The sequence below is a fragment of the Belliella pelovolcani genome, assembly GCF_900156785.1.
In the GTDB taxonomy this organism is placed as follows: domain Bacteria; phylum Bacteroidota; class Bacteroidia; order Cytophagales; family Cyclobacteriaceae; genus Belliella; species Belliella pelovolcani.
On sequence record NZ_FTOP01000009.1, the window covers coordinates 1 to 17,136 of the forward strand.

A 17,136-nucleotide genomic window follows, 5' to 3' on the forward strand; every position below is an offset into this window, starting at 1 on the left:
GGAGAAAACTTTCGTCTTGTTTGCTTGTTCATAAGGTTAAATTTAAACGGTTTTTTTTAACTTAACCTCTGGTCTCAATTTTGGGGAGTATTATATCGTGACCATTGTAGATGGGTAAGTTGATATCTAAAAGAATCAAATCAGGTCGTTGGGCATTCTGATGTTTTCCTCTTTGAAATAAAAAATCAAGCGCTTCCTCTCCATTTTTAGTCACACTGATATTGGTCAAAATTTTACTTTCTTCAAATGCATCAAGTGTCAAGACTACATCTCCTTCATTGTCCTCTACCAATAATATATGAACTGCTTCCATATGATTTTTTTATTTTTTAATAGTAAAGTAAAAACTGCTACCCTTACCTAAGGTAGATTCAACCCAGATTTTCCCTCCCCAAGAGTCTACATGTTTTTTTGCGACTGCAAGGCCTAAGCCTGTTCCGTCAAACTGCTCCTTATCGTGTAGTCTTTGGAAAATTATGAAAATCTTATCAAAAAACTTAGCATCTATGCCTATTCCATGATCTTTGATTTGAATGATATAATGATCAGACTCTTCTTGAGCACTAATCTCAATCAAAGGAGGCTCGTTTTGTTTAGTATATTTTACCGCATTGTCTAGGAGAGAATGAAGTGTTTGAGTCAGAGCTGCTATTGGTCCCATTATTTTTGGCAAGCCATGATTGATGAATTGGACATCTTTTTCTTGAATCACCTTCCTCCTGAGTATTTTATACTGAGCAAAAAGCTCATTCAAATCAATTTCTATTTGGTCCTCCATGGCATTGCCAGCTCTAGAATATTCTAATAGATCCAATATGATCTGTTTCATTCTACGAGCACCATCAGTTGCAAAGTGGATATATTGATGTGCTTTTTCATCTAATACACCACCATACTTCCGTTGCAATTGATTCATAAAACTCGTGATCATTCTCAAAGGCTCTTGAAGATCATGAGAATTGATAAAGGCAAACTGTTCTAGTTGTTCGTTACTCAACTCTAGCTCCTTGATATGTTTTTGAAGCTTGATATTGAGTTCTTTTACTGCTTGCTCTTGTTTGATCCTCTCTGTGATATCCGTCATAGCCCCCACCATCCTGATTGCTTTTCCAGATTCATCTCTAATGATGATTCCTTTGTCTATCACTGTTTTGATACCTTCAGTTTGATGATGAACCCTATATTCTGCTTGCCAATACTCCTGAGTAGTATCTGCAAGTGCTTTTTTTAGACTTCCTTTTACTTTAGGAATATCTTCCAGATAAAAACTATCTTGCCAGAATTCGGCTTCTTTGAAGTTTTTCTTTACCTCGTAACCAAATAGCGCTTCAAACCCATCTGTTCTATAAAACTGATCATTGGCAATATCCCAATCCCAAATAGCATCTGCCGTAGCTTGGGCAACTTTTTGAAATCGTTCGTTAGCTTTTAGAATTTCAAGCTCAGCTTCCTTTTTATAATCTATATCTCTGAAAAACACACTTATACCATCCTCTGCTGGATAAGCGTTGACTTCGAACCATTTGCCATAATAATCTTCAAAAGTAATCGCTTCGCCTGTTTCCATTACTTTCTTGTAATTATGGTATGATGGCAGGTTTATAGCGTCAGGGAATACGTCCCAAAGGTTTTTATTGAGAATATTATCTTTTTTGACATGCAATAACTTCTCAGCAGTTTGATTCCAATAGGTAACTTTATAGTTCTTATCCATTGCGAAAAAGGCATCTCCAATACTCTCAAGGATTTTCTTCTTTTCTTCTAAAGCATTAAGCATGTCTATCTCTGCCTTTTTACGATCAGTGATGTCCAATATAATCGCCAAAAACTCTTGAATTCCTCTTTCCTCTACAAGCTGCAAATGAACTTCAACAGGATAGGTTGATTGATTCTTACGCTGATGGATAGTGAAAAAGACAATTTTATTTTCTTGATGATTAATTAGTGGAGCGACTAATTTCTTGAAATCATCAAGGGCATAATTTGGTTTGATATCAACAGGTGTCAATTCTTTTATTTCTTCGCTGGAATAACCCAAATTCAACAATGCGCAATGATTCACATAATTGAACTTGAGAGTTTTGGCATCAAAAATGTAAATTTCATTAAGACTACTCTCCTAAGTATTCAGTAAGTTTTCCTTCTGTGAGATAATTTTCTTTTGTTCATCAATATCTTGGAAGCTACCAAAGACACGAATAGGCTTTTCATTTAAAAACTCAACTTCACCGATGGACCTTACCCATTTTTCATTGCCTTTAGCTGTCATGATTACTGCTTCCAAATCCCAGGGTTCTCCAGTCAATATCGCATGTTCAACCTTTTCTTTGATAATACTTTTGAAATCTTCCCTGTAAAAACCTATTCCTTCCTCAATAGATAAATCTTGATGAAGGTCTATTTCATGAATCTCTTTAGTGACCTCGGAAAAGAATACTTTATTCGTACTCAGATCAATTTCCCAGCTCCCTGTCTTAGAAAGAGCGGCCGTCTCTTCATATAACCTGTTTAACTTCTTTTCAAGCGTAATATTCTTTGCAGAAGAATAGATCAAACCTTCCTCCTCATTGATGATTGAGTTCCAGCTGAGCCAGATAACTTCCCCAGATTTAGTGATATACCGATTTTCAAATACCTCACTGACTTCATTGTTGACCACCTGACTATGTTCTTGATTGGTTTTGATTAGGTCTTCTGGATGTAGTAGTTCTCGGTAGTTTTTCCCTATTAATTCTTCGATTTCGTAGCCGAGCATTTGAGAGCCACTAGGGTTGACTTTGAGAATTGCTCCATCAAAATTGGTAATACAAATCAAATCTGGAAGTGCATTGAATAGTTCCTTGTATTCTTCTTCTTGTCTTTTCCTAAATATTTCAGAACCAATAAACTGCTCTAGTCTATAAAATAGATTTTTAAAAGGTTGTAAGTAAGTGTCTTCTTTTGTACTACCGATTACCAAAGCACCAATCACCCGTGCATTATGTAGTAATGGAATACCAAGTAAGGATCTAATATTTGCTCTAGTAGCTGCTTCTTGTCTGATAAAATTGGTTTTGATTTGACTCTTGTCCCAAATAATTGGTTTCCTTTCTTCCCATACTGCCCCTGGTAATCCTTCACCCATCTCGAAGTAGCTAAATATTTCACTATTTGTGAAAAATACCTCACCGGCTTGATCAGTAAAGTACTTCGCTCTTTGGAATATCCCTGTTTGCTGAAGATTAGGCAGCCAAGCTTCAGCTAAGCTAAACTCACCAAAATCTGCAATTACTTTGCAAACTTCTCTCAAAGATTCATTGAGATTATCATATTGCTGAAAAACTTCACTGATATCTGCTAGAAGTTGCTTTTCAAGCTCTTGGTTTTTTAAGTTGCTGACATCCCGCTCTATGGCTATCCAATGGGTGTACCAACCTGATTCATCTGCGACGGGTGATACAGAAAAATTGATCCAAAAAGGTGTTCCGTCTTTTTTATAATTGACCGTCGTAATCTCATGTGATTCCCAATTTCTCAATGCGCTACCTAAGTTAGCTAATGCCTTTTTATCAGATTTAGGACCTTGAAGAATTCTTGGTGTCTGTCCTATTACTTCTTTGGCAGAATAACCAGTCATTTTGGTGAAAGCATCATTCACAAAAATGATTTTTGGTCCAGGTTCTTCAAAAGGTTCTGCTTCAGTAATCATCACAGCATCTTTGGTATGCTTGATGACACTTTCTAGTAATTTGAGGTGATGCTCTTCTTTTTTCTTAAAAGTAATATCTCTACAAATTACCAAAACAGCATCTCTTTCACCGAATATTAAGCGGTGTCCATTGACAGCCATCAATAGCTGACTTTTATTTTTTTCAAATGGATAAACTCTCCAAATGTTAAATTACCTGTACTCTTTTTTGCCTTCTGAATGGCTTTTTTCAACTTGGGAAGTTCTGATGCAGGTCTGATATCTTTTAGGTTCATGTTCAAAAATTCTTCCCTGGTATAGCCGTAATGCTTTACAGCGGCATCATTGACTTCCAAGAATTCAAAAGTATTCAGGTCATATACCCAAGAGGGGAGAGGGTTGAGAAAAAACAAGGTGGAATAGTCAGGTTGTTGAGGCATTTGATATATAATTTTAAATAATCCACACAGGTCAATCTCCTGAAAGCTATATCAAGGCTACCTTAAGTATTAAATAATGAGGATAATGGCTCTAGTGCCTTGATTTCTTCCATATTTTTCATGCTGACTGGTTTTTCTATATAACCTGCCACTAATTCATACTGACTAGCTTTGATACGATCGGATTTATTGATGGATGAGGTGATGATGACAACATACACGGGGAAATCTAATCCCATGGAAGGGATAAAATCCAAGAAATCCCAACCGTCGAAATCAGGCATATTGATATCCAATAAGATAATTTGGGGATTATTACTGTCTTTTTGATTGTTCAGATAGCCCAAAGCATCTTGACCTGTCAGAAAACCTTGTGGATCATGGTGCAGTCCACTTTTAATAAGTAGGTGTCTGACGAGTTTGATGATAATATCTTCGTCGTCAACAATTAAAATATCGTATTTCATTTTAGGGAATCTATATTGATTTGCTCAGTTTTATTCGTAATATCTCTGATAATTCTATCCAATTCATCTGTTGAGTTGAGGATATGCTGCATCATTTCTTTTTTGTCTATATCTGGATCATCATCATCAGTCATATTGATCAAGTTGACTAAACCCATCAATCTTGCTAGTGGGGCTCTAACCACATGCGACTGAATCCAAGCGATTTCCTTTAACTTCTCATTTTGCTTTTCTATGGCACTGATGTATTGAAACTTTAAGGTTACGTCATTAGCTAAGACCAGTAGGGCTGGATTTCCTTCAAAGTCCAAGTCATTGTAGCTGATTTCTACATCGATTTGTTCTCCATTTTTTTTGAGATGCTTGAAAACACCAGGGTTTTTTCTTCCTTCAAGCTCCTCATTTTGTGCTATGGTTTCCATGACTCTATCCTTTTCTGATTCAGGACGAATGTCAAATACAGTCATTTCCAAAAACTCCTCCTTACTATACCCATAATGTGAAATTGCTGCCCTATTGACATCTAGAAACTTGAAAGTTTCCTTGTCAAAAACATACATTGGAAGGGGACTTAAATGAAACAGTTCTCTATATCTCTTCTCAGAATCTTCTAATTGATTGAAAACTTTCTTACGCTCAATGGAATAGGTGATGCTTTTCTGGAGAATGTCAGATTTAAGTTCATCTTTTAACAAATAATCCGCAGTACCCATCCCAATGGACTTGATAGCAAAGTTCCTATCTGAATAGCCTGTCAGTACGATTACAGGGATATTTCCGGCAAATTTTAAGATCTCAGTCACCAACTCTTCTCCACTTCGATCAGGAAGACTCAGGTCCAAGAGGATCACATCGTATTTTGAAGTATCTCTAGTGAGGGCTTCTTTACAGGTACTGGTATGTTCGATTTCTAAGTAATTAAACTCTTCCTCCAAATACTCAGAAATGAGCAAAAAATCCCCCATATTGTCTTCGATAACCAATATCCGCATCAATGCTTCCTTCTCGTTCATATTAGCTGGTTTTGTTGGGTAGAGTTACAATGGATAACCAAAAGTTCTCAATACTTACTACTGCTTTTATAAAGTCATCCACATCGATTGGTTTTGTAATGTAGCAATTGACATGATTTTTATATGATTCATTGATGTCTTTTGGAGAAGATGAAGTAGTCAGCATGATAATAGGTATGTGCTTATACGCTTCACTATTTTTAAAATACTGCAAAACCTCGTGACCATTTAGTTTAGGAAGATTTACATCTAGAATGATTAGATCTGGCGGTAAAGCATCTTCGTATTCACCGATTTTTTCTACATACTGTATTGCTCTTTCACCATCTTTGACTACACTGATGGTGTTTTTCATCTTGGCTTCTTCTAATGCTTCTAGTGTCAAAAGGATATCACCCTCGTTGTCTTCCACCAGTAAAATATGGACATTTTTCATATTGATATTGTGATTCTTGAGGTGATTATCCCAAATTTTAAATCAGTATTGTACTATCCGAATATACTAAAAAGTTTGGCTTATCACATGTTTAAGCAAAATTTTCAGGTGATTTTTTGATGGTAAAGGTGAATTTGGCACCTTGACCAAGGGCTGATTCAACTGATATATGACCACCATGTTGTTGGATGATTTTCTTACAAGTGGCCAGTCCCATTCCTATCCCCTGATATTTCCCTGAGGCTTTGGTTCTTGTGAAAAGGAGAAATATCAATTCTTGATCTTTCTTGGCTATTCCCGGGCCATTATCCTTGATTGTAAACTCCCAATAATCTTCCAAGTCTTTTCCAGAGATTTCTACCTCTGGTGTTGCTTTTTCAGCGCTATATTTCAAGGCATTGCTGATCAGATTCTGAAGGACAATCTTGATTGAAGTTCTTGATGCTTCTATCATAGGGAGAGGATGGACAGTAAGATTCATGTTTTTCTCGTCAATCTGAGCTTGATGCAATTCTTTGATTTCATGGATCAGTACTTCTGGATTGAAGGTTTCTCTGGCTTGATCTACATAGCCAAGCCTTGCATGATTAAGCATTTCTGTGATCAAGTCCTGCATCTTGATCGCACTATCTCTTGATATTTGAATATATTGCTTGGCTTTTTCGGGAAGATTGTCACTGTATTTTTTGTCAAGGAGTTCCATGAAGCTTTTGACCATTCTAAGTGGCTCTTTCAAATCATGTGAGACCATGGAAGCAAAGGTATTAAGTTCTTGATTTGCAGCCTCCAGCGCTTGGTTTTTGTCCGAAAGTGCCTCTTCAAATTCTTTTCTTGTACTGATATTTACCCCAGTTCCAATAATACATGGTTGCCCACGGTAGATGATTGGTTTGGCTTTGAAAAGATAGGGTGTTGGTGCACCTGTTTTATGTTCCAGATAGGCATCTACTTGGTAACTTCCTAATTCATAGGCTTTCAGTATGGCTTCCTGAACTTTGGTTCTATCTTCTTCTAAGATAAGGTCTAATACATTTGGCAGATTGGAAAACTCTTGATGAGAATAACCTGTAGCAGTTTCGGTATAGCCGTTCCATTTTAGGAGTTTTCCTTTTTGGTCAAATAAGAAAAATAAAGAGGGTACATTGTTAATTAGCGTTTGAGTAAGTTCTTTCTCTCTCTTGAGCGCTCTCAGAGCTTTCTTTTCGTCGGTGATGTCTTTGGCTATGCTCAAAATAGAAATGACTTTCCCTTCTTTGTTAAACAATGGAGTGACTGTTATGGAGAGCCATTTTTTATTCCCTTTCAAGTCTATGATTCGAAGTTCCCTTTCTAGTCTTTCAAAATGATCTATGCTCTTAATGATTTCATTAGCAACAGACCTATCATGGTCATGGAAGAATTTAAGAATATTAACACCAAGTATATCGGCGTAATTTTCAGAACCTAAAGTATCTAAGGTGATGGGGTTGCATCCCAATATCTTACCATCTAAACCCACGTCTATGATAGCAGTTGGGATATTGTTTAAAATGGATTTCAATTTATTACCGCTGGGGTGGATGGGCTGAATAAATAAGGCTAAATCTTGATTTTCATTTGATAGTTTTTTAATCTCAATTTTAAACTCCTCTAGCTGTGCAGAATTCTTGATGAAATTATAAAACCTTGTTTTCCCTCGTTCATTCACGACATCTAAAAGATGGCCCAATTCTTCCAGTTGATTACTTTCGAGATGCGGAGACAAGGCGCTATCTATCGGCCAAAGATCAAAGTTTTGATCATGACAATCTGCCCACTCGCAAAAAGCTTCATTGCAAGCAATTAATTTCATGATGCCCGACTCTTGCCGAATAATCAAAGATGGTATTGGCGATATGTCAAAAAGCGCCTGATACAAGACTCAGAGGGTTTTATTTATTGAGAAATAAAATGTGCTGTTTTCACCTTTCTCAGATTCAACCCAGATTTCACCTTGGTGTTGTTCCACTATCTTCTTAGCAATCGCAAGTCCCATGCCAGAGCCACCATATTCATTTTTTGGATGTAGCCTTCTGAAAACATGGAAGATTTGTTCATGATAAGCTTTTTCTATCCCTATGCCATTATCGCTTATAGAAAATAACCAATGATCTGGCAATGATTTAGCTTTGATTTTAATTTCAGGCTTTACTTCAGGGGCATGGTATTTCAATGCATTGTTGATGAGGTTTTGAAATACTAGCTTGATTGGGATTTTTTTTCCTCTGATAGTGGGCAGCAATTCTGATTGAATGTTCGCATTCTTTTCTTCAATCACTGAACCATAAAGTTCAATGACTTCATTTAGCACTTCATTACAGTCTACATTTTTGATTTGACTGTCATTGCCATCTATTCGCGCGTAGGTCAATAAGTCATTGATCAAGGCGGTGAGTCGCTCAGATCCATCTACTGCATAATGGATGTAGGTTTTTGCTTTATCATCCAAATCCTGTCCATACTTACGCTCCAAAAGATCCAAAAAGCTCTTGATCATTCTCAGTGGTTCGCGCATATCATGGGAAGCCACTGATGCAAACTTGGCAAGTTCTTCATTTGAATTTTGTAATTCAAAATTGAGTCTTTGAAGTTTATCTTCTGTAGCCAAGCGTTCAGATATGTCCCTTGCTGTGGCTACAAAATAAGTCTGTCCATTGATATCTTGATACTTAAGCACTACTTCAATAGGATAAATAGATCCATCTTTTCGTTTATGAACTGTTTGAAAATTGATGGTTTCTTGTTCCCTTTTTACCATAGGCGCCACCATTTCTCTAAACTGGGCATGGCTGATATTAGGCTTGAGATCAAATGGGGTCATGCCAAGCAACTCTTCTTTGGAATATCCTAAGTTGTTAATTGCTCCTTGGTTGGCGTAGGTGAAATTTAAGGTGTCTGAGTGCATCACATAGATTTCATCAGACACATTGTTGAGCAGCTGAAGAATCAGCTGATTTTCTGAATTGACTTTATTTTTGGACTTCTCATTTCCTTTCTTTTTGAGTGCATTTTCGATCGCTACTGGAAGTCGCTGTAACCTGTCCTTGAGTACATAGTCATCGGCACCATCTTTTAAAATTTCTACTGCAAATTCTTCAGAAACCGTACCTGTCACTAAGATGAACGGGCAGTCCAATTGCTTTTCTTTAAAAATCTTCAGAGCATCTCTAGAATTGAATTGAAAAAGTGTATGATCTGATAAAATAGTATCCACTGTTTCAGAACTCAAATAATGCTCAAAATCAGCTCTAGTATCTACAGTTATTAACTCATGGTCCAAATTGGAGTTTTTTAAGACCCGACTCACCAAGTTGATATCATCTTCTGAATCTTCTAGGTACAAAATTTTTAATTTATTCATCTTGCTGGGAATTGTGATAGTAATCAATCCAATACTGTAACATCTCGTGCATCATTTTGGTATATTCTTCATAGATCATCGGCTTCACCAAATAACTATTGACACCTTTTTTGAATGCAGCTTCTATGTCTTTTTCTTCCATGGAAGAAGTCAACATGACGATTGGGGTGTTTTTGAACTGACTTGACTCCTTGATAAAAGCTAGAACTTCTAAACCATTGATCTTCGGTATTTTCAAATCTAAGATAATCAATTTGAGGGAGTTGATGTTGTATTTGTCTTTACTATTTTTAATAAAATGAAGCACTTTTTCACCATCTTCTAAATGCAAAACTTGAAGGCCAGAATCATATTTTTTGATAGCTCTCAAACTCAGTTCCGCATCGCTGGAATTGTCCTCAACCAATAAAATATCTATCGCTACCATTTTAGTTTTTTGGTAAGGTGAATGAAAATGTTGTACCAATACCTTCTTGAGAATCAACCCAAATTTTTCCTTGATGCTTGTTGATGATTCGCTTGACGATGGCAAGACCCACTCCTGTACCTTCGAATTCTTGATCACTATGTAAGCGCTGAAAAACTCCAAAAAGCTTGTCAGCATAAGCCATGTTAAAACCTACTCCATTGTCTTTGATATGGTAAGTGATTTCTTCATCTGAATTTTCAGAATAGATATGTATCTCGGGCTGGGATTTCTTGCTGGAGTACTTGATGGCATTCGATATCAAATTCTCCCAAACTTGTCTGAAAAGTGTATAATCAACATGACAGGGTGGGAGTGTATCTATCATAACTATTGTATTTCCTCTGAAATTTTTATCTATGGAATCAAGCACTTCATTTACCATTTGGTGCATATCAACCTTATTTTTGTCTAGGTTCTTTCTTCCTAGACGTGATAAATTTAACAAATCATCAATCAATATTCCCATTCGATGGGCATTTCTTTTGATATTATCCAAGTACTTCCTTGCCTCCTTGCTCAACTCTTCTCCAAAATCCTCCTCTATGATCTGAGCATAGCCGTAAAGTGCTCTTAGTGGAGCTCTTAGGTCATGAGAAACTGAATAGGAAAAAGATTCAAGTTCCTGATTTGAGAATTCTAATTGTGCCACATTATCTTGTAGGTCTTGATTTAGTTTCTTGATCTTTTCTTCTGCAATATTTTGCTGAGTAATATCTCGCTCAGTAATGGCAATAGATGACTCTGTACTTTTTTTTCCCTCGTCCAGTAGCGTCGCAGAGTAAAGTACATCGATCAGTTTTCCAAACTTATTGATCCTTTTGGTTTCAAGATCTAGGATTCTTTCTCCTGTGAGGATTTTTTGCATCAAGAGACTGGCTTCGGGTTTGATAATATCTGGTATGATATTCCAGATTTTCATTTTTAAGGCCTCACGTTCTGAGTATCCGTAGATCTTTTCAGCACCGATGTTCCAGGATATGATATTGCCATCAGAGTCAGAAATGTACACGGCATTGTTAGACTGCTTGACAACTGTGGCTAAGTAGCTTCTTATCCTTTGGTTTTTCTTGATTTCGGTAATATCTCGTGCATTAAAAAACCACTTTTCACCCTTTACTCTGATTTTCCAATGCAGCCATTTTTGTTCTCTTTTTTTGGTAAAAATCCAAGTTTCAAAATTGATCAACTCCTCCTCTTGCTGACTGAGATTTTTTAAGTATTGATGATTGGATTTGTCATGTAGATAGAGCAAGTCCAATTTCAATAGCTCAGTTTCATCGTAGTACAAGATTTCAGCTACTGCCTGATTGACTTGTTCGAACCTCAGCGACTTTCGGTCAATCACCCCAATCATATCGGCTGAATTGTTGATCAAGAGATTGTATTTTTCGAGAATAAGGTTTTGTTGGACGAGCTCCTTTTTTTGAGTTTGAAGCCTGAGTAGTACCTTCACTTTTGCTTTGACCAGCTGTGGATCTAATGGCTTGGTCAAATAGTCCACAGCACCTTCTTCATAGCCCTTGAGGATATTTTTAGAATCAATGATCTCTGCGGTGATGAATATAATAGGGATTTCTCTCGTTCTTTTATTTGTTTTTAGGATTTGAGCTACCTCGAAGCCATCCATTTCCGGCATTTGGATGTCCAATAGAATCAGGTCAATCTCCTGGTCTAAGGCAAGTTTTAAGGCTTCATTGCCCGTGAGCGCATGAAAAATCCTTCGTTCTTTAGTTTCCAACAATGCTTCCAAGGCTAGGATATTCCCCGGCTTATCATCTACGATCAATATGGTTTCTTTGACAGGCTTATACATCGCTCGTTAAATTTATTAAAAATTGCTTGATCTCTTGTAGTTTAAGTACTTGATCTACAGCGTTTGATGCAATAGCACTCTCAGGCATCAATTGGAAAGCGGCCTCTTTTGGGTTTTGACTAATTGTATATCCATTCTTTGATTTTATTGCTTTCAGTCCATACGTCCCGTCTTGGTTTGCCCCAGTGAGGATGATTCCTAAAAGCCCTGCTCCATAAACTGATGCGGCTGATTCAAAAAGTACATCTATGGATGGACGGCTGTATTGTACTGGTTCATCGCTACTCAGAGAAAAGGTCTCGTCTTGTTCGATAAGTAGATGGTAATCTGGTGGAGCAATGTACAAGTAACCCGGGAGGATTTTCTCCTTTTCGTCAGCTTGTTTTACGTTGAGCTTGGTTTTGTGTTGGAGAACTTCTTCAAGTAAGTCTTTAGGTTCCTTTGCTCTATGCTGTACTAAAATAATGGGAATAGGGAATTCTTTTGGAAGCTCAGGAACTATCTGCATCATGGCCTGTAAGCCACCTGCCGAGCACCCGATCACTATGACTCTGAATTCCCTCATTATTTAGCCGTTTTCATGAATAATTTCTCTTTGCGATCTATTTCGGTAAATTCTTTTCTTTTGTCCGTAAAGAGTAGCGACTCCTTGCTTCCTAAGCCCAAATATCCAAAATCACATAAACTCTGATAGAATAAATTGATTACCTTATTTTGTAATGTTTGATTGAAGTAGATCAAAACATTTCTACAAATGATCAATTCAAATTCATTGAATACACTGTCTACTGCCAAATTGTGAGGAGCAAAGACCATGTTTTTACTAAGCTCCTTATTCATCATGACTGAATTGTATTTGGCAGAATAATATTGGCTAAAATCTCCCAATCCTCCATATTGCTGATAGTTAGCAATGTAGTTTTTCATGGAGTCTATAGGGAAAATACCATCAGCTGCTTTTCTTAAAGATCGTTGATTGATATCTGTAGCATAGATGATGCTTCTTTCTAGCAAGCCAGCTTCTTTTAAAATGATGGCTATTGTGTAAGCCTCTTCTCCAGTGGCACAACCTGCCACCCACACTTTGAAAAATGGATAAGTTTTGAGTCTCGGAATCACATGTTTGTTGAGACTCTTGAAAAAAGAAGGATCCCGAAACATCTCAGTGACCGTGACAGATATTTCTTGAATCATCTGCTCAAGAGCAGCATTGTCAGATGTAATGTTGTCCCACAACTCTGAAAGCGAGTTGATTTTTTTGAGCTGTAGATAATGACAAATTCTTCTTTTGAGAGAAGCTTGTGCATAATCTCTAAAGTCATAACCAAAATTCAAATAAAGCTTATTTAAAAATTCACGAAGTTCTACTTCTTCTAATTCCATATCATCTTACTTGTAAAGCCAAACCCGCATTAAAGAGAGCAACTGATCAATATCGATTGGTTTTGAAATATAATCAGACATTCCAGCATTGAGGCATTTTTCTCGATCACCTTTCATGGCTTTGGCTGTTAAGGCGATGATTGGGATTTTTGAAAGTTTGGGGATGTTTTTAATAGCTTTGGTAGCTTCATAGCCATCCATTTCGGGCATCATGATGTCCATTAAGATTAAGTCCACATCTTTCAGATGATGCAGTACATCTAGTGCTACCTTTCCGTTTTCAGCAGTATGACAGATGACACCTTCTTCTTCTAGCAAATTGGTGAGGGAATAAATGTTTCGGATATCATCATCCACAACCAATACTCGTTTTCCTTTTAGTGCTTCGTCACTTTTAGGTACTGATTTGAAGTTGATTTGTCTTTCTTTTGGGAGCTTTGATTCCACACGATGCAAGAAAAGCATGGTTTCATCTAGCAATCTTTCATTACTTTCTACAGTTTTGATTACAATTTTATTGGCTAATTTGAGAAGTTTTTGATGTTCTTCTTTACTCAATTCTTTACCTGTGTAGACAATGATTGGAGTCTGATTGATCTCCTTGTTTTGCCTGATTTGCTCAATAAGATCAATGCCACTGATGTCAGGAAGTCCGAGATCTATGATCACACAGTCAAATTTTTCTTTTTCGAAATAAGTCAATGCTTCTGCTCCTGTAAATGCACTATGAATTTCAATATCATGGCCCTCCATCAGGGACTTGATAGCTGTGTTTTGCGTGGAATTATCCTCCACGATAAGCAGTTTCTTGATTTTCCTTTGATAGAAATCAGCAATCTTGTCAAAGGCTTTTTGTAGCGAGGCTAGGTCAACAGGTGTTTTGAGGAAATCGAAAGCCCCCGCTGTCAGTGTCTCAATTTTTTTGTCTTGTCCCGAAATGATTTGTACAGGAATATGTCTCAATTCAGGACTGCTTTTTAGCATTTTTAGTACTTCTTCACCATTGATGACTGGGAGTTTGAGATCTAGTAAGATCGCTAAGGGTGAATATTTCAATGCATGACTGATTCCAATATCACCCTGTGTAGCTACGATACCTTTGAATCCTCTGCTCCTTACAAATTCCAAAAGTGTTGTCGCGAACACCTCATCATCTTCCATGATCAATACCACCTTGTCTCCTTTTTGAATAGTATCTCTATCATCTTCGATATCATGCTCTTTTTTCTCTTGCTTGGAAGTTGGAATTTGAAAGTGAGAGCTAGATTGATTTTGAATCGACTCCTTGGAAATGGATGGGTCTTTTGGGAAAGTGTCCTTACTCTCTATGTAATTTTCAGGCAGGTATAGGGTAAAAACGCTGCCAGAACCAGAAATGCTTTCTACTTCTATTTCACCTCCAAGGGCCGCTGCTAGTTCCCGGCTGATGGATAGCCCAAGACCTGTTCCTCCATACTGTCTTTTAGTACTGCCGTCAGCTTGCTGGAAGGCTTCAAAAATAATCCCTAGCTTCTCTGCTGCTATCCCGATGCCATTATCTTTTACCTTGAAAGCTAGTACATTTTCACAGTTTTGTAGTTTTTTACTTCTGAATTTTTGGGAGCTTTTGGTTTGTAATACTTCGAAAGAGACATTGCCACCTTTCGGTGTAAATTTGAAAGCGTTAGAAAGTAGGTTTCTGAGTATTTGATTTAAGCGTAAGCGGTCTGTTTGTAACGCATGAATATCGGTCAATGATTGCTTGAGTTCGAAATTGATGTTTTTGTTTTGAGCTACTTCTACAAACATGGTTTTCAGATCTCCAATGATCTCCGAGACTGCTACTTGTTCAATATCCAACTCCATTTTGCCAGCTTCAACTTTGGAAAGATCAAGAATTTCATTGATCAGGGCCAATAGATCTGTGCCAGAGCTGTAGATGTTTTTAGCAAATTCCACTTCTTTTTCTGCTAGCTGATTATTCTTATTTTCAGCCATCAGCTGTGAAAGTATCAGAATACTATTGAGGGGAGTCCGTAATTCATGCGACATATTTGCCAGAAATTCTGACTTGTACTTACTTGTAATCTCCAATTCTCGTGCTTTAGTTTCCAGTTCGTTAGTGGCATTTTCAAGCCTCTCTTTTTGCTCCTGAAGTAGATTGGCCTTTTCTTCCAACTCTTCGTTGGTTTGCTGAAGTTCTTCCTGCTGTGTCTTTAGCTCTGCTTCGGAGCGGAGCAGCATTTCGGTTTTTTCAGTCAACTCCTCGTTGGTCTGTCTCAGCTCTTCCTGCTGTGTTTCAAGTTCCTCAGCTTGTCTCTGAGTCTCTTCAAGAAGTTCTCTCATTTTTTCTCTTGAAAAAGCTGAGTTGAATGCAATGCCTAAGTTTTCTCCCACCATCAGCATCAATTCAAGCTCTTTTTGACCGAAAGTCTTTAAAGTGCCTAATTCAATTATGCCTAAGACTTGCTCGTCAAAGATAATCGGGTAGAGTAGGAGGTTGTTGGGTAGTGCATTTCCCAAGCCACTTTTGATCTTGATATAGTCTGATGGTATATCTGAGATGATCATAGGCTTCTTTTCTACTGCAACCTGCCCCAAAAGTCCCTCTCCAGATTCGAAGCTTTTACTGTAGTCTGATTTAGGAAGATAGGCATAGCTACCAAAGAGATTGTAAGTGTGTCCATCAAGCATGAAAATAGCTCCCATGTTCGCCTCAAGATAATTGCAAATCTGAGTGATGACATCATCGGCGAGTTGCTTGGGTTCTTTGTCGCCTCTGATGGTGTCATTCAATTCTGAATTACCAGAAAGCAACCAATTTCGCATTTGATTTTCTAAGGATAGCTTGTTGAGGTTATTCCTCATTTGGACGAGCGCATTCCCCAGCTTGTCTTGATCACTTCTGACTTGAATGTTTGCTTGATAATCACCATTTCCAATTGAAATAGCTGCATCACTGAGGTTTTGTGCATTTTGAATCAAAGAATTGAAGGAAAGTGAAAGTCTTCCTAACTCATCATTGCTTGTATTGAAGAGCGTAACCGCTGTTTCTCCTTTACTGATTCTTTCTGCAGAATTGGTCAGCTCTTGGAGATTGTTGGCGATATATTGTGTAAGGTAAAAGGCGAGTAAAAGTGTAAGGCCAAATACAATTATTGCCACGGTCAATATCAAGTTGAAGCGAGCCTTAGATTTTCTAATCATGGAGTCTATTTCAAGGATTACCATGTCAATAAATGAAGTCTCGTATTGGAAAAGCTTATCAAACCCTTTGATAGAGATATCTGTCCATTGTGCTGGGGTGTAAGAAATAGAATTTGTATTTGAATTGCTAAGAATTTCATTTTTTGCGCCAATGAATTGATCCATTTCAGGAGCTGAAAAATGAGTGTAGAACTGAATGAGTTGCTCTTCGCTGATACTTGCTTTGAATTTGGATAGGTGATAATCAAAAAGGTCACTAGCCGCTTGGGTTTTAGCAATCAAAGCGTTTTGATCCGTTTCGGCTAGCAGAAGCGTTTTGATCAAAAACCTAATAGAGGCATGCTGTTCCTTAGCACTAGATAAATGGAATATTTCATTGATTCTGCTTTTGATGGCTGTGTTTTCTGCAAGTTCACCTGAATTATCTATTTCATTTATCAAAAAATTGGTGATTTGATTAAACAAACTTCTGATTGATAAAGGATCTTCGTTTGTTGTTTTGAAGTCCTCTCGCAATTGATTAAGACTATTTAGCATGACTGTTTCTGACAGATTACTATTGGTCTTTCGCCCATGCTTGATCAGTTTTTCAATTGCTTGATCTGTCCTTTCTATTTCGTTTTCAAATTTTTGAAGGGCACTTGATGAAGGGGAGAGGTAGTAATCATATCCTACCACCCATTCTACTTCAATTTTTTGTAATAGGTCTGTAAGGAGTTGCACTTCTGTGAGCTTGTCTGCCGAGCGAGACATGACCTGGGTAAATCGATATTCTTCCCAAAGGAGTTTTGATGTAAAATAGAAGAGAGGAATGGATAAAAGACAGAAAAGAACAAATAGTTTTGTCTTAATAGATAGATCTCGAAATGTCTTCATGGTACAT

14 protein-coding genes are annotated in these 17,136 nt (G+C 37.4%); all 14 read right to left on the reverse strand.

Translation table 11 applies throughout. The features are described 5' to 3' along the window. Positions 1 to 61 precede the first annotated feature (61 nt). The 14 genes from BW935_RS11010 to BW935_RS11075 all read right to left on the reverse strand — a co-directional run bounded on the left by BW935_RS11010 (position 62) and on the right by BW935_RS11075 (position 17,129). The gene (locus BW935_RS11010) at positions 62 to 313 is read right to left on the reverse strand and encodes a response regulator (RefSeq protein WP_076501458.1); all 252 of its coding nucleotides are present in this window, start codon (positions 311 to 313) and stop codon (positions 62 to 64) included. 9 nt (positions 314 to 322) lie between these two features. Continuing rightward, positions 323 to 2,101, reverse strand: a complete 1,779-nt coding sequence (locus BW935_RS11015) for a PAS domain-containing sensor histidine kinase (protein WP_317044804.1) — start codon at positions 2,099 to 2,101, stop codon at positions 323 to 325. An 18-nt stretch (positions 2,102 to 2,119) separates the two neighbouring features. Further along, a complete protein-coding gene (locus BW935_RS11020; RefSeq protein WP_076501461.1) occupies positions 2,120 to 3,829 on the reverse strand; it encodes a PAS domain S-box protein in 1,710 nt (569 codons plus the stop codon). Further along, positions 3,829 to 4,107: a PAS domain-containing protein gene (locus BW935_RS11025; protein WP_076501463.1), complete on the reverse strand. Its 279-nt coding sequence runs from the start codon at positions 4,105 to 4,107 to the stop codon at positions 3,829 to 3,831. The genes BW935_RS11020 and BW935_RS11025 overlap by 1 nt, the downstream gene beginning before the upstream one ends. Before the next feature lie 62 nt (positions 4,108 to 4,169). Then, on the reverse strand, positions 4,170 to 4,574 hold the full coding sequence (locus BW935_RS11030; protein WP_076501465.1) for a response regulator: 405 nt from the start codon (positions 4,572 to 4,574) through the stop codon (positions 4,170 to 4,172). Further along, positions 4,571 to 5,587, reverse strand: a complete 1,017-nt coding sequence (locus BW935_RS11035) for a response regulator (protein ID WP_076501467.1) — start codon at positions 5,585 to 5,587, stop codon at positions 4,571 to 4,573. The genes BW935_RS11030 and BW935_RS11035 overlap by 4 nt, the downstream gene beginning before the upstream one ends. A 1-nt stretch (position 5,588) precedes the next feature. Continuing rightward, complete coding sequence (locus tag BW935_RS11040) at positions 5,589 to 6,023, reverse strand: response regulator (RefSeq protein ID WP_076501469.1); 435 nt, start codon at positions 6,021 to 6,023, stop codon at positions 5,589 to 5,591. Between the two features lie 91 nt (positions 6,024 to 6,114). Beyond that, positions 6,115 to 7,854 carry a PAS domain-containing sensor histidine kinase gene (locus BW935_RS11045; RefSeq protein WP_076501470.1) on the reverse strand — a complete coding sequence of 580 codons (1,740 nt, stop codon included), beginning with the start codon at positions 7,852 to 7,854 and terminating at the stop codon, positions 6,115 to 6,117. A 69-nt stretch (positions 7,855 to 7,923) separates the two neighbouring features. Beyond that, positions 7,924 to 9,402 (reverse strand): ATP-binding protein, encoded by a 1,479-nt coding sequence (locus tag BW935_RS11050; RefSeq protein WP_076501472.1) that lies wholly within the window; start codon positions 9,400 to 9,402, stop codon positions 7,924 to 7,926. After that, positions 9,395 to 9,829 (reverse strand): response regulator, encoded by a 435-nt coding sequence (locus BW935_RS11055; RefSeq protein WP_076501474.1) that lies wholly within the window; start codon positions 9,827 to 9,829, stop codon positions 9,395 to 9,397. Before BW935_RS11055 ends, BW935_RS11050 begins: the two co-directional genes overlap by 8 nt. Position 9,830: 1 nt before the next feature. Further along, positions 9,831 to 11,684 carry a PAS domain S-box protein gene (locus tag BW935_RS11060; RefSeq protein WP_076501476.1) on the reverse strand — a complete coding sequence of 618 codons (1,854 nt, stop codon included), beginning with the start codon at positions 11,682 to 11,684 and terminating at the stop codon, positions 9,831 to 9,833. Then, entirely contained in the window at positions 11,677 to 12,249 is a 573-nt protein-coding gene (locus BW935_RS11065) for a chemotaxis protein CheB (RefSeq protein ID WP_076501477.1), read from the reverse strand. Before BW935_RS11065 ends, BW935_RS11060 begins: the two co-directional genes overlap by 8 nt. Then, positions 12,249 to 13,067 carry a CheR family methyltransferase gene (locus BW935_RS11070; protein ID WP_076501479.1) on the reverse strand — a complete coding sequence of 273 codons (819 nt, stop codon included), beginning with the start codon at positions 13,065 to 13,067 and terminating at the stop codon, positions 12,249 to 12,251. The genes BW935_RS11065 and BW935_RS11070 overlap by 1 nt, the downstream gene beginning before the upstream one ends. A gap of 6 nt (positions 13,068 to 13,073) precedes the next feature. After that, positions 13,074 to 17,129, reverse strand: coding sequence for a response regulator (locus BW935_RS11075; RefSeq protein WP_084565942.1), 4,056 nt, complete (start codon positions 17,127 to 17,129; stop codon positions 13,074 to 13,076). Between the last annotated feature and the right edge of the window lie 7 nt (positions 17,130 to 17,136).